This window comes from Rhizobium aouanii, from assembly GCF_037002925.1.
Classification (GTDB): domain Bacteria; phylum Pseudomonadota; class Alphaproteobacteria; order Rhizobiales; family Rhizobiaceae; genus Rhizobium; species Rhizobium aouanii.
Map to the genome: position 1 here is coordinate 44,231 of NZ_JBAMYD010000002.1, position 13,441 is coordinate 57,671.

The 13,441-nt window shown below is 63.8% G+C and carries 13 protein-coding genes; 5 read left to right on the forward strand and 8 right to left on the reverse strand.

Annotated features, from left to right (window positions below; all coding sequences use genetic code 11):
• Positions 1 to 93 precede the first annotated feature (93 nt).
• Positions 94 to 1,278 carry a hypothetical protein gene (locus V8P77_RS03650; protein WP_335910763.1) on the forward strand — a complete coding sequence of 395 codons (1,185 nt, stop codon included), beginning with the start codon at positions 94 to 96 and terminating at the stop codon, positions 1,276 to 1,278.
• Between the two features lie 15 nt (positions 1,279 to 1,293).
• Here V8P77_RS03650 and V8P77_RS03655 read toward each other — a convergent pair whose 3' ends face one another.
• The 8 genes from V8P77_RS03655 to V8P77_RS03690 all read right to left on the reverse strand — a co-directional run bounded on the left by V8P77_RS03655 (position 1,294) and on the right by V8P77_RS03690 (position 9,588).
• Positions 1,294 to 2,307, reverse strand: coding sequence for a succinylglutamate desuccinylase/aspartoacylase family protein (locus tag V8P77_RS03655; RefSeq protein WP_335910764.1), 1,014 nt, complete (start codon positions 2,305 to 2,307; stop codon positions 1,294 to 1,296).
• Between the two features lie 136 nt (positions 2,308 to 2,443).
• Positions 2,444 to 2,788, reverse strand: coding sequence for a RidA family protein (locus tag V8P77_RS03660; RefSeq protein WP_335910765.1), 345 nt, complete (start codon positions 2,786 to 2,788; stop codon positions 2,444 to 2,446).
• Positions 2,789 to 2,824: 36 nt separating this feature from the next.
• Entirely contained in the window at positions 2,825 to 4,135 is a 1,311-nt protein-coding gene (locus V8P77_RS03665; protein ID WP_335910766.1) for an alanine racemase, read from the reverse strand.
• Positions 4,128 to 5,072: an amidohydrolase family protein gene (locus V8P77_RS03670; protein ID WP_335910767.1), complete on the reverse strand. Its 945-nt coding sequence runs from the start codon at positions 5,070 to 5,072 to the stop codon at positions 4,128 to 4,130. The genes V8P77_RS03665 and V8P77_RS03670 overlap by 8 nt, the downstream gene beginning before the upstream one ends.
• A complete protein-coding gene (locus V8P77_RS03675; protein WP_335910768.1) occupies positions 5,069 to 6,010 on the reverse strand; it encodes an ABC transporter permease in 942 nt (313 codons plus the stop codon). Before V8P77_RS03675 ends, V8P77_RS03670 begins: the two co-directional genes overlap by 4 nt.
• On the reverse strand, positions 6,007 to 6,969 hold the full coding sequence (locus tag V8P77_RS03680) for an ABC transporter permease (RefSeq protein WP_335910770.1): 963 nt from the start codon (positions 6,967 to 6,969) through the stop codon (positions 6,007 to 6,009). The genes V8P77_RS03675 and V8P77_RS03680 overlap by 4 nt, the downstream gene beginning before the upstream one ends.
• The gene (locus tag V8P77_RS03685; protein WP_335910771.1) at positions 6,966 to 8,480 is read right to left on the reverse strand and encodes a sugar ABC transporter ATP-binding protein; all 1,515 of its coding nucleotides are present in this window, start codon (positions 8,478 to 8,480) and stop codon (positions 6,966 to 6,968) included. The genes V8P77_RS03680 and V8P77_RS03685 overlap by 4 nt, the downstream gene beginning before the upstream one ends.
• Before the next feature lie 34 nt (positions 8,481 to 8,514).
• The gene (locus V8P77_RS03690) at positions 8,515 to 9,588 is read right to left on the reverse strand and encodes an ABC transporter substrate-binding protein (RefSeq protein ID WP_335910772.1); all 1,074 of its coding nucleotides are present in this window, start codon (positions 9,586 to 9,588) and stop codon (positions 8,515 to 8,517) included.
• 218 nt (positions 9,589 to 9,806) lie between these two features.
• Between V8P77_RS03690 and V8P77_RS03695 the strand changes: the two genes are divergently transcribed.
• The 4 genes from V8P77_RS03695 to mctR all read left to right on the forward strand — a co-directional run bounded on the left by V8P77_RS03695 (position 9,807) and on the right by mctR (position 13,190).
• The gene (locus tag V8P77_RS03695) at positions 9,807 to 10,592 is read left to right on the forward strand and encodes an IclR family transcriptional regulator (RefSeq protein WP_335910773.1); all 786 of its coding nucleotides are present in this window, start codon (positions 9,807 to 9,809) and stop codon (positions 10,590 to 10,592) included.
• 128 nt (positions 10,593 to 10,720) lie between these two features.
• Positions 10,721 to 10,984 carry a hypothetical protein gene (locus tag V8P77_RS03700; protein WP_335910774.1) on the forward strand — a complete coding sequence of 88 codons (264 nt, stop codon included), beginning with the start codon at positions 10,721 to 10,723 and terminating at the stop codon, positions 10,982 to 10,984.
• A 179-nt stretch (positions 10,985 to 11,163) separates the two neighbouring features.
• Positions 11,164 to 12,549 (forward strand): two-component system sensor histidine kinase MctS, encoded by a 1,386-nt coding sequence (mctS, locus tag V8P77_RS03705; RefSeq protein WP_335910775.1) that lies wholly within the window; start codon positions 11,164 to 11,166, stop codon positions 12,547 to 12,549.
• Positions 12,546 to 13,190 carry a two-component system response regulator MctR gene (mctR, locus tag V8P77_RS03710; protein WP_335910776.1) on the forward strand — a complete coding sequence of 215 codons (645 nt, stop codon included), beginning with the start codon at positions 12,546 to 12,548 and terminating at the stop codon, positions 13,188 to 13,190. Before mctS ends, mctR begins: the two co-directional genes overlap by 4 nt.
• The last annotated feature ends 251 nt before the right edge of the window (positions 13,191 to 13,441 follow it).

Here is a 13,441-nt window from a genome sequence, read left to right on the forward strand (position 1 = left end):
CGGCGTCTGCGTACGCCCGCCCCCAAAAATCAAATCTGGACACTATTATGGACACGTGTTCTATAAAATGGACAGACTTGACGGGAGCTCGCCATGCATCTTTCCATGTGGACCTACCCCTGGGACATTCAGGACCAGGGTTTTGACGCCTTTGCCGCCGAGCTTCTCGGCCGCGCCTGCCTTAACACGGTCAGCCTGGCGACCTCCTATCACGCCGGCCGGTTTCTGCAGCCGCGGAGCCCGCGGCAGAAGGCCTATTTCCCCGAGGACGGGACGGTCTACTTCCGGCCGGATGAGAGCCTGTGGCGGGACAAGCTGATCCGGCCGCTGATGGCTGGGAATGTCACTGAGCGCGGCGACATGCTGGAAGCACTCGTCAAGGGACGCGGGGCGACGGGTCTAAAGGTCTCCTGCTGGACGGTCTGCCTGCACAATACCCGTCTCGGCATGCTGCATCCCGATCATGTGACGCGGAACGCCTTCGGCAATCCCAACTATTACAATCTTTGCCCCTCCAGCCCGGCAGCGCGGGACTATGCCGTCACTCTCGTGCGCGACATCACGACCAACTACCGGCCCGATATGGTGGAACTCGAGAGCCCGAACTTCATGGGATTCGCGCACGAATACCATCACGAGAAGGACGGCGTCGGCCTGAATGCCGAAGACGATTTCCTGCTGTCGCTCTGCTTCTGCGACCATTGCACGGCGCGCGCCGAAAAGGCCGGCGCGCCGGTCGAAGGCGCGCGCGGAACGGTCGCGCGCTTCATCGCCGAACTCTGCGAACGAGCTGTCCCGGAACGGCAATTCTCCGACTTCCCGGCCGCCGGCATCAATGCCTTTCGCGATCATCCCGAGCTGCATGCTTATCTCACCTGGCGCAGCGAACCGGTGACCAGCCTGATCGGCGAGATCAAGGCGGCGGCCGATCCGGCAACACGCATCGTGCTCATCGACCTGAAGGACGGCTGGCTCGGCGGCGTCGATCTCGCAGCCGTCGGCAGGCTCTGCGACGGGGCGATGCTCTGCTGCTACGACATGGAACCGGACGCCATCGGCGATGTCATCCGGACAGGCCGGGCGGCAATCGGACCCGGCAAGTTCCTCGGGGTGGGCCTGCGCGTCTTTTATCCCGAGGTCAACGGGCCGGCGGTGCTCGCTGCACGCGCCAAGGCGGCCGTCAATGCCGGCGCTGACGGCGTGAACTTCTACAATTACGGCCTGATACCGGCAAAGCGTCTCGACTGGGTCAAGGCAGCGGTAGACGCAATCGCTTGAGCAGATCAGCGCTTCTCAGGATGCGATGGGTTCGGCGACCTGGATCAGGCAGTCGCCGGCCTGGCTGTCGCAATGCAGCCTGCGGGAAATGACAATGCCGCTCTCGGCAAAACGCAGCTCTTCCTCCGGCTGCTCCAGGCGTTCCAGATCATGATACCATCCGGCAAGCTCGCCGGCGGCAACGATGGCGCCGAGGACTACGGCCGGCTCGAACCAGCCTCTGCGGTTCGCATAGATGCCCTGGCTGTGCCGGGATAGCGACAGCAGTTGCAACGGTCCCGGCTCGGCGAGCACCGCGCGCGAGAGGACCGGACGCTCGACAATGCCGAGTGTGACGAGCAGCCGGTCGATCGCCGCCGCGGTGAAACCCATTGTCTCAGGCGTCACGGTGCCGCCGCCGCCGAATTCGCCGGAAAGACCGATGGTTCCGGCCCTTGCCGCAGCCCCCATCGATGTTGGTGCGGTCGGCCCGTTATCGGCGATGAAGGCATGCGCCGAACCCATGGCGCGCATCAGCGAAGCCGACCGTTCGAAGCGGGCGGCATCGGCCTGCCGCTCGATCAGCGTGCAGGGCAGGTGGGCCATTGAGGTGCCGCCTGAATGCAGATCGAGCACGACGTCATGGCGCGGAAAAAGTTCATGTTCGAGGAAATGCGCCATCCGCGCCGTCGGCGACCCGGTGGGATCGCCGGGAAATGCCCGATTGAGGTTGCCGCCGTCGAAGGGCGAGCAGCGCTTGGCCGCCATCACCGCCGGCAGGTTCGCTATCGGCAGGATGGTGACAGCGCCGCGGATTTCGGCGACATCCAACAGACGCATCAGCCGGCCGAGCTGGAGTTCGCCCTCATATTCGTCGCCATGATTGCCGGCCATCAGCAGCAAAGAAGGTCCCTCGCCATTTTTCAGGCGGAGGATCGGAATGCGGATCTGATAATAGGGCGAACGGTCGATCGAATAGGGAATGGCGAGGTGGCCGGCCTGCCGGCCCTCGCGCGAAAAGTCGATCGGATTGACGAGACCGTTATGCATGATGTCTCCAGTGCGGACGGTTGCGATGCCGTTACAGCGCCGCGCGTCTTTTTGAGACGCGCAAAGGACGCTGTAACACTTTCAACTTACGCATCGTGCTTTCCGAAAATCGAAATCCGATTTTCGGGCCGATGCGCTAGAGGGCGGCGATCGCGGTCATTTCGACGCGCAGATCGGGATCGGCGAGACGAGCTTCGGTGCAGGCGCGGGCCGGCGGGTTTTCGATGTCGATCCAGTCATCATAGACGCTGTTCATCGCCTCGAAATCAACGATCGCCGGCAGGAAGACATTGACGGCGATGAGGCGCGAGCGGTCGACGCCCGCCTCCTTCAAGAGGGCGTCGATCTTGCCGAGCACGTCGCGGGTCTGCTCCTCGATATCAGCCTTGCGATTTTCCGCGACCTGGCCGGCAATATAGACGAGACCGCCGTAGCTGACGGCTTGGCTCATACGCGAACCTTTCTGATAACGCTGGATCATGGCGGGTTTTCCTTTTCTTGCTTTTGGAGGGAGAGTTCAGCCGAAGCTGGTCAGATAGGCCGCGGTCACCGAATGGTCCGGGTCGAGGCCGTAAAGAATGGCATGCCGGTCAAGGCAGGTGCAGGGATGCGAGATGCCGTACTCGACAACGTCGCCGACCGCGACGTCGCTGCCGTCGGCAAGGGCCACGAAGGCGTGCTGATCGTTGAGGCGAAACACCTCGGCGTTTTCGAGATCGGCGAGATACGCCCCATTGCGATAGAGCGCCAACGGCCGCGGCAGGCCCTGGTCCATCGCCACGTCGCGCATGCCCATGCCGCAGATCGCCAGCCGCGCCTCCGGCCGGGAGAGGACCTCGGCCCAGACCCGCAGTGCCGGACGGAAGGCTGCGGCGGCCGAGATCGTCTCGCCGCCGATGCGGAAACCGCCGCGTGCATCGAGACCGGCAAGGCCGCGCTCGTAGATGCCGTGATCGTGGAAGAAGATCGCGCCGCTGCGCAGCACCAGCCGGCAGGCGGGATCGGCCGCGACGGCGGCTGAAAGCCTGGCAATCACCACATCGAAAAACACCGAGCCGCCGGCCGTGACGAGGAGCGGCCGCTCCTTGCCTATGCGGGCGCGCACCTTCGGCAGGAAACCTGATGTCACCGCCATCAGCGCGTCGATGCGACGCATCGTTTCTTCCGCATCGGTGGTCGCGGCCGCGCCTTCATAGGCCGCGATGCCGGTCAGCCGGAACGCCGGCGTCTCCGTGGCAAGGATCGCCTCGAGAATTACCTCGGCGGCGTCGACGCTGCGGGCACCGGCACGGCCGGCGCCGAACTCCACCAGCAGGCCGAGGGGCGGCAAACCGCCACGCTCCTGCCATGCCGAGCGAAGAGCCTCGACCAGCGCTGCGGAATCCACGAAGATATGCAGTTCCGCATCGGGATAGCGGCCAAGCAGGGCCGCGAGCCGGCAGGCGGCGGCAGCCCCGCCGATCTCGTTGGCAAGGATCAGCCGGCGCTGCCCCGCCCTCAGCTGAACGGCGGCTTGACGGATGTCGGCGACGGTCGTGCCCCAGGCGCCTGCCGCCAGAAGCGCGTCCGCCAGCGCCGTCGACATCGGTGTCTTGGCGTGCGGAGCGATGTCGACACCGTGGCTCTTCACATAGGTCATCATCAGTTCGACATTGCTGGCGAATGCCTGCCGGTCGAGTGAGATCAGCGGCAGGGCCATCCTGCCGTCATAGGGCTTCCATCCCTGCTCGCCGATTGCAGCAAGCGGAAGCGGCGGATTGCCGGGCGGAAAGCCGCGCACCCGCTCGTCGATCAGGACGTTTTCCGTCGCGGTATGAAGGTCAGACATCGCAGCCACTCCTGATCTCGGCCGGATCGGCGATACCGAGGCGATAAGTGTCGTTGGCGGTGGCAAAGAACAGGGCGCGCTGCTCGTCGCAAGAGAGCTGCGAGGCGACAGCTCGGAAAACCTGGTAGACCTCGTCGAAAGAGGCGTGCAGGCCCGCGACCGGAAAGTCGCTCGCGAACATGGCGCGCGCCGGGCCGAAACAATCGAGGCAATGCTCGATCACCGGCCGCAGGCTTTCGAGCGTCCACTTATTGTCATAGGCGACGAGGTCGGAAATCTTCAGGCGCAGATTCGGCTCGCTGCCGAGCGCCCGCAGGCCGCGGCGCCAGAGCGCCATTCCGTCCTCCGTCCGGTCAGCCGGGCTGCCGCCGTGGTTGAGCACGAAAAGCGTTTCCGGAAAAGCCCGCACCAGTTCGAGCGCCTCGCTCATCTGCCAGGGATAGAGCATCAGGTCGAAGACCAGCCCGAGCCGGGTGGCATGGGCAAGCCCCACCCGCCAGGCGGGATCGCCCATGCGGTTCGGGCGCGGCGCAAAACTCTTCGCCGCGTCCGGATGCCAGCTCAAAATATCGCGGATGCCGACGACATTCGGGTTCGCCGCTTCCGCCTCGAGCAGGCGCATGGCGTCCGGCCCGTCGAGGGGTACGCGCGCGATATAACGATGCGCCACGCCGGAGCTGCGGTCGAGGAGATCCAGCCAGCGGCTCTCTTCCAGCGGGTACGCAACGGACCAGCCGGCCTCGACATGCACGGTTGCAATCACGTTCTGGCGGGCAGCATCGGCGCGATAATCGTCGATGCCATAGTCGCGCAGGATCGGTGCGAGGCTTCCGAAGACCATCTCTTCGCCCTTCTGCAGCCAGGGATGGCGTTGCAAGCTGAGGTCCCAGAGATGGTGATGCGGGTCGATCACCGGCCCGTTATAGAGCTCCGTCATCTGCGCGCCTCGCGGCCGGAAACCAGCAAAAGGGCGAGGATCAGCGTGCCGAACATGATCGACCGCCAGCCGGGCGAGGCGTTGACGACAGTGATCAGCGCCGTCGTCGTAACGAGCAGGATTGCCCCGGGAATGGTCCCGGCATAGGTGCCGCGGCCGCCGAGGATGGAGGTGCCGCCGAGCACGACGGCGGCGATCGAGGTCAGCAGATAGGGGTCGCCGATGCCGACATAACCTTGCCGGTTCATGCCGAGCACGAGAATGCCGGCAAGCCCTGCGAAAAAACCCGACAGAGAGTGGACGATCAGCGTATTGCGAGTGACGCTGACGCCGGAAAGCCGGGCCGCCAGCGGGTTCGCCCCAAGCGCCAGGAACCGTGCGCCGATCGGCATGCGGTGGACGAGCAGCAGGACGACGATCGAGACGACGAGCCACAAAATGATGCCCGAGGGAATGCCGAGCGGCCGCGCCTGCCCGAGCAGAATGACCGCCGGGTTGCTGACGGTGACCGCGCTGCCGCCGGCGACGATGACGAGCAGGCCCTGCAGGAAGGTCGCCATGGCCAGCGTCATGATGATTGGCGGCACGCGAAGATAAGCAGCACCGGCACCGTTCATCAGACCGATGCCGGTGGCGATGGCAAGGGCCGCCGCGATGCCGGCGAGGCCGGTCGGGTCCCAGGCGGGCGAGATCAGCGGCAGCAGGATCGCCGTGACTGTTATGACCGCGCCGACGGAGAGATCGATGCCGCCCATCAGGATGACGAGCGTCTGGCCGGCGGCGGCAATGCCGATCACCGCGGCGAGTTCGAGCAGATAGCGCAGGTGGCCATAGGCGCCGAAACCGCGCAGTGTGAGGCTTGCGACGATCCAGACGAGCGCGACCAGAAGGAAGGTCAGCAGCGGTGGATTGCGGAATGCAGACCTGATGATGTTCATCGTCTTGCCCTCCAAGCCCCAAGAAGTTCCGGGACGGCGACCGCGCCGACGATGATCAACCCTTGCGCGACATATTGGGCGACCGGCGGGAAGCCCAGGAAGAACATGACGTTGATCATCACCGAGAGCAGCAGGCTGCCGCAGATCGCCCCGCGCATCGTGCCCTTGCCGCCGAGGAAACCCACGCCGCCGAGCACGGCGGCGGCGATCGAGTTCAGCGTGAAGGGCGTGCCGATGACCGGATCACCCGAGCCGGTCTGCGCAGCGACGAAGAGACCGGTCAGGGCGGCGAGAAGACCGGACAGGGCGAAGGCGACAACCTTCACCCGTTCGACCGGGACGCCTGAGCGGAATGCGCCGACCGGATTGTCGCCGGCTGCGTAGATGCCGAGGCCGAGCGGCGTTGCAAGAAAGATCTTCCAGAGCGCCAGGATCAAGACCAGCAGCAGGAAGGCGACCGGCGTGTGGCCGGCCAGCGTCGTCGACAGCCAATCGGGAATGAACCCGCCCGGCCGCGGCAGCAGGATGAGTGCGACCCCGCCGATGATGAAGGAGCCGGCAAGCGTGACGATGATTGCGGGAAGCCTCAGATGCGTGACGATAGCGCCGATGACGGCGCCGATCGAAAGGCCGGCAAGTGCTACCGCAAGAATGCCGCCCGGCACGCCGAGCGCCCCTTCCATCGTCGTCGCAGCGATCACGGCTCCCAAGCTGACGAGAGGGCCGATCGCCAGCGTGATGCCGCCGTTCAGCATGAGCAGCGCCTGCGCCATGGTGACGAGCGCGAGCGGGAACCAGTTCTGCGTGAATTTGGAGAAGCCGCCGATCGAAAGGATCCCGGGAAAGAGCAGCGCATAGAGGATGAGAAAGGCGGCGACAACCAGATAGAGGCCCGCAAGGCCGCGGTTGCGGCGGAGCTGGATCGCGCCGTAGAGCCAGGATGACGAAGTTGTGCTCATGCTGCCTCACCCTGCGTCGCGGTGGTGATGCCCATGGCCGCGCCGACAATCGCCCCTTCGCTGATTTCATCCTGCGACAGCACCGCGGCGACACGCCCCTCGCGCAGAACCACGACACGGTCGCAGAGATGCACGAGCTCCGGCGTATCGGAACTGGCCAGAATGACGAGCCGCCCCTCGGCGGCGAAGGCGCGGAGCATGAGGTAGATTTCCCGCTTGGTCTCGATGTCGACGCCGCGCGTCGGATCATTGAGGAGCAGAACGGAAGGATCGAGCGGCAGCCATTTGGCGAGCGCCACCTTCTGCTGGTTGCCGCCGGAAAGCGCCTGCACCGGGCGGGTCGTATCACCCTTGATCGTCAGCCGGCGGGCGAGATCGGCGACCAGGCCGTTTTCCGCCGGCCGGTCGCGCAGCCCCTTGCGGGCGAGCCGTCCAAGCGAGGGCAGGATGAGATTGGAGGCGATGGAGTGGGGCAGCACCAGCCCCTCATGCTTGCGGTCGGCCGGGACATAGACGATGCCGGCGGCATTCGCCTCGCCGACATCAGCGGGCAGGGCGGGCTTGCCGGATACCTCCGCTCTGGACGCCGCGGCCGGAATCGCGCCGTAGAGGCCGAGCAGCAGGTCTTCCTGCCCCTGTCCCACCAGCCCGCCGATACCGACGATCTCGCCGGCGCGGGCGAAGAAGCCGACGTCACGCACCATGCCGGCGGAAAAACCTTCGACGTTGATGCGCATCGGGCCGGGTGCTGCTGTCAGGCGCGGCGGGAACAGGTTGCCGGTCTCACGACCGACCATCAGGCGCACCAGGCCTTCGCCGTCGATGCCGGACAGCGACTGGTCGGCGGTGACCAAGCCATCCTTCAGCACCGTGACATGTGAGCAGAGCGCCTGCACCTCGTTGAGCCGGTGGGAAATATAGAGAAGTGCGGTGCCGCGGTCCCTCAGCGTCTCGATCAGGCGGGCAAGGATGCCGGCTTCATGCGCGGAAAGCGACGAAGTCGGTTCGTCCAGGATCAGTACACGCGGCTTGCGGAATAGCGCCTTGGCGATCTCCACCATCTGACGGCGGCCGAGCGCCAGATCGGCGACCGGCATATCGAGCGGCTCGGTGAGCCCGACCATGTCGCAAACATCGCGCACGCCGCGATGGAGCGCTCTGTAATCGATGAGACCGAACCGTCTTGGAAAGGCGCCGAGCCCGATGTTTTCGGCAATCGAGAGACTGGCCGTCAGGCTCAGTTCCTGCTGAACGACGGCAATACCGGCCGCGCGCGCAGCCGCCGGGCTGAAGCGCTCGACCGGCTTGCCGTCGACGAGGATGGAACCGCCGTCCGGCTGGAGAGCGCCGGACAGGAGGTTGATCAGCGTGGACTTGCCGGCGCCGTTTTCGCCGAGCAGGGCGTGGACCCTGCCCGGCAGAAGGGCAATGTCGACGCCCTTCAAAACGGGATTGCCGAAAAATCCCCTGAACACCTGCCGGGCTTCCAGCAGGGGTCTTTCTTCCGTCATGACGGCTTTCCTTAACCCGAGTTATTTGGGCGGATTACTTGGCGGCAAGCAGCTTGTCGAAGAGCGCCTTGTCGTAGTCCGAGTAGATATACCCGTCAGCCGGAAACTTGTCGGCCCGTGCGAGATAGCTGCCGATTGTGCTGTCGTCGATGACAGGCAGCGGCACCTTGACGAAGGCCGGAACGTCCTTGCCTTCCAGCGCCTGCACGGCGGTGTAAACGGAAAGCGCGCCGAGCCAGTTGGGCTGCATGGTCGCCCAGCCCTTCAGTCCCTTCTCCTTCCAGAGTTCCAGGAACTGCCTGGCGTTTTCGCCTGTGGTCGGCACCTGGTCGCGGCCCTGGCGCTCGAAGGCCAGCACCGAGCCGGCCGACAGTGCGCCGCCGAGCGACAGCACGCCGTCGATTTCGGGATTGGCGAAGAGCAGGCTGGTCATCGCTTCCTGTGCTGGCGCGACGTTATATTCCGTGTTCGTCTCGGTGATCACCTGGAGACCGGGATTGGCGTCGAGGACCGGCTGGGCGCCCTTGCGGCGGTCGTCGCTCACCGAAATGCCGGCCGGGCCGTTCATGATGATGATCTTGCCCTTGCCGCCGAGCTGGCTGACCATCCACTTGGCAGCAGTCGCGCCCCATTCGTTGGAATCGGTGTTGATCTTCGCCGTCACCTTGTCGGTGTTAACGAGGCTGTCGAAATTCACGACCGCGATGCCCTTGTCGCAGGCATCTGATATGACACGGTCGAGTGCGTTGGAGGAACCGGCGATCACGACGATGGCGTCGACATTGGCGTCGATCATCGACTGGATATGCTGGATCTGCGTCTGCGCGTTACCCTGCGCGTCCGTGATCATCAGGTCCTTCACAAGCCCCGCCTTCTTCAGCTCCTCCACTTCAGCCGTGATGGTGCCTTCGGTCTGCTTCATCCAGGTCGGCACCGAATAGATGTTTGCCCAGCCGACCGTGTAGGGCGCTTTCCTGTCACCCTTGATGCAATTGGCGGCGGCCGAGGCCGTGCCGGCCGAAAAAACGAGGAGTGCCGCAGCGGCGGCAGCACCCGCCAGAAGGCGGCGGCGCAGCGAAGCGGAAATACCGTTTTCAAGATTTTTCATGTCGATCCCCTTTTTTGTGTGCGGCAGCGTTGACGGCTTGCCATTCGTGTCCAATATATCGTACATGTGATCTATATATTGGACGATGTGATCTTATGCCGATTTTTCTACCTCGCAAGAGGGGTGGGATAATTTCATTCGCTAGGAAACACGGGATCGATTGACAGATGCGGCAGTCGGTTTGAAAAGCTTGGCCGGACAAAAAAGGGATCGAAGCAATGGATGCAGTTCAGGACGAAGCAGCCGGCAAACGCGCCCGAGGGCTCGACCGCGCCTTCGAGATCCTCGATTTCCTGCGCCAGAAACGCCAGGCCCTGAAGCCGAATGAAATCGCCGCGCAGATCGGCGCGCCACGCTCATCGGTTTACGAGCTCGTCAACCTGCTGCTGCAAAATGGCATCCTCGAATTCACCGGCGGCGAGGGGCGTGTCTATCTCGGCCGCAAGCTGTATTTCCTCGGCGCAGCCTATGAGAACCATTTTGATTTCACCCGCGAATGCGAGGCCGCACTGGAACAGCTTGCCGACGAGACGCGGGAGACGGCGCAGTTCTGCATGCTGGATGGAAACAGATACACCGTCGTTCGCATGCGCGAAGGCGCGCGCCCCTTCCGCATTTCGACGGATGTCGGGCAATCGGTGCCGATCCCGTGGACGGCGTCGGGCCGCCTGCTCGTTGCGCATCTGTCGGATCAGGACATCCTGAACTTCATTCCGCCGCAGGATTTTCGCCTGCCGAACGGCGAATGGCTGGAGCCGCAAACCTTCATCGCCGAGGTGCGCCAGGCCGAACGTGAAGGTCTCTTCACCTTCAACAGTATCGTCGACAGCTTCACCCACTGTTTTGCCGTACCGGTGCGGGGCGAGGAAGGCCATGCAGCCGCAACGCTCTGCCTCGTCACCCCGCGCGACGATGGCATCGCCAACCGCGACCGCTACCTCGACTGCCTGAAGGAGGCCGCCGCCGGCCTCGACCACGCTCCGACCCGGCCGAAACGGGGCTGATGCCTGAGCGGCGCGGCTATCGCGACTCGCTCTTCGGCCCGACAGTCAGATACGGTCGCCAATCGAGTTCCGCGGATGTGTAGGAGCTCCGCTGCCGCAGCAGATTCTTACGTGCGATCAGGCCACACATGACAGGGCAACAGCCAGATGGTGGTCTTCACCAGCAGGATCGATATCAGTGCCGGCGCGAGCGGCCGCCGCGAGATTCTCAATGTCCTCAGCGCGACTACTGCCCGCAGAAAGCCGAAACGATTGCCAAGCGGATCGGACTATCGGTCTCGGCCGTGCAGACGCGATTGAAGAGCCTGCGCGAGGAAGCGGGCATCAGGGCGGAGGTGCCCGTCGGCGACCGCGAGGCGACGGGGAGAGCGAAAGTGCTCACCGCCGGATGAAGATCGAGCGGGACAAGTATCGCGCTACGTCAAGCTCGGCCTGTTCGTGCCCCTGGACTAGCGCGCGATGCCCGCCGGTAGTGGGTTCCGACTGTCACGGATCGCGCTCCGACAAGCCGCTGGACTCGCATTTGACAAAGGGCATAATTCCCGGCGCAAATTCTCGGGAGGAATGATCGTTGACGTTACGACACCAGATCATCGCATTGGCGATCGTTCCGCTCGTCATTTCGATCCTTGCGATCACCACCTTCATCACCTGGCAATCGGCAAACCTCGCCAAGAACAGCATCGACACGTTCGAGCAGAATATGCTGAAGACCAAGGAAGCCGAAATCCTCAATCTGACCTACCTTGCTCTATCCGCCATCCAGACGATCTATGACAAAGCCGGTGCCGACGACGAGGCGGCCAAGCAGCAGGTGGCGGCGATCCTGACTTCGCTCGACTACGGCAAGGACGGATATTTCTTCGTCTACGATTACGACGGCAACAACATCGTCCATCCGCGCCAGAGTTTCCGGCATGGGCACAACTGGCTCGACCTCACCGATCCGGATGGCGACAAGGTCATTGCCGAACTGATCGCCACGGCAAAAGCGGGCGGGGGCCTGCATCAGTACAAATGGCAGAAACCATCGACCGGACAGATCGCAGACAAGCTCTCCTTCGTCGTCAGCCTCGACAAATGGCACTGGGTCGTCGGCACCGGCGTTTATCTGGATGACGTCTTTGCCCAAAGTGCCGCCGCGAACGCAGTTATGCGCGCCAACATAAAACGGACCTTCGTCATCGTCGCGCTGATCGCCGTGCCTTCGGTGCTTGTCGTCTTCACCACCTGCATGCTGCTGACCTTCCATGAGCGCCGCATGGCCGATGGCCGGCTCAAGGAACTGACGCAGCGGGTCATCGATACGCAGGAAGAAGAGCGCGCACGGCTCGCACGCGAGTTGCACGACGGCATTTCCCAAAATCTCGTCGGCGTGCGCTATGCGATGGATCTTGCCGGCCGTAAGGTCAGGACCAATGTCGACGATGCAGCACTGACCATCGATCGTGGTGTCGAGGCGCTGAACGGCGCCATCAAGGAAATCAGACGGCTGTCGCACGATCTGCGCCCGCGCGTGCTCGACGATCTCGGCCTGACGGCGGCGCTGGAGGCACTCTGTTACCATTTTGCCGAGCGGACGGGGATCGAGACGAAGATCGATTCCTCGGGCTTCACCGACACGCTGAAGGCCGAGGCGAGCACCGCGCTTTATCGTGTCGCACAGGAAGCGTTCAACAACGTCGAACGCCACTCGGGCGCCTCCAAGCTTGCGGTCAAGCTCTGGAGCGACGGCGGCCGGGTTCGCATGACGATCACCGACAACGGCAGTGGCTTCGACGGCATCAAGGACGGCGTGTCCGGCAAATCGGGTCTCGGCCTGCGCAACATGCAGGAGCGAATGGCCCACTTCCGCGGCCTGTTGCTGATCAACAGCAGCGAGACCGGCACGACGCTGACGGCGATGCTGCCGAAATCGGCCAATTGTCCCGCCGATCGGCAGGCGGAAGCCGCATGACGGAACGCCCGAAAATCAGGGTGCTCTTGATCGACAACCACCCGCTGGTGCTGGACGGGTTGAAGGCCGTGCTCGAGACATTCGACCATATCGAAGTTGCCGGCACGGCCGGGCTCGCCCAAACCGGGCTCGAGATCGGCCGGCAGATCCTGCCGCAGGTCGTGCTGATGGACATCAACATGCCGAAGCTGAGCGGCATCGATGCGATCGAATTGTTCAGGAACGAACTTCCCCAGGCACGGGTCGTGATGCTCTCCATGCATGACAGCCGCGAGTATATTTCCTCCTCGGTCATGCATGGCGCTGCCGGTTACATTCTGAAGGACGTTTCGACCGACGAGATCGTCTCGGCCATCGAGACCGTGGCGGGTGGGGGGACATATTTCTCGTCCGGCGTCTTCGACGCACTGATGGGCGAACGCGCAGAGGAGGGTAGCGCCCCCCTGACGCCGCGCGAACGTGACATTCTCGGGCTGATCGTTGCGGGCAGAAGCAATCGGGAGATCGGCGAAACGCTCGGGATCACCTCCGCCACGGCGGAAACCCATCGCAAGAACCTCAAGAAGAAGCTCGGTATCGCCACCACCGCGGGCCTCATCCGTTATGCGCTCGATCACGGCATCGTCTCGAAAGTCGGATAAATCGCGTCTACCCACTTCTGGGTAGGCCTCGGCATTTCAGCGCCGCGCCCATCTTGCGAGCTTAAAACCGGCGCCATAGGACTCCATCCACGGCTGGCCAAGTGCGAGCCGTTGGGAGGAATTCACATGCGTTACATCAGCTTCCGATCGGTCGGAAAAGCTCGAGCGACCCGAGCCGGGCCTGCTGCGGTCGCCGACTGACAGACCTGCCTTCCACGCCGACAACTGGAACATGGCGACCGCGTTGCGGC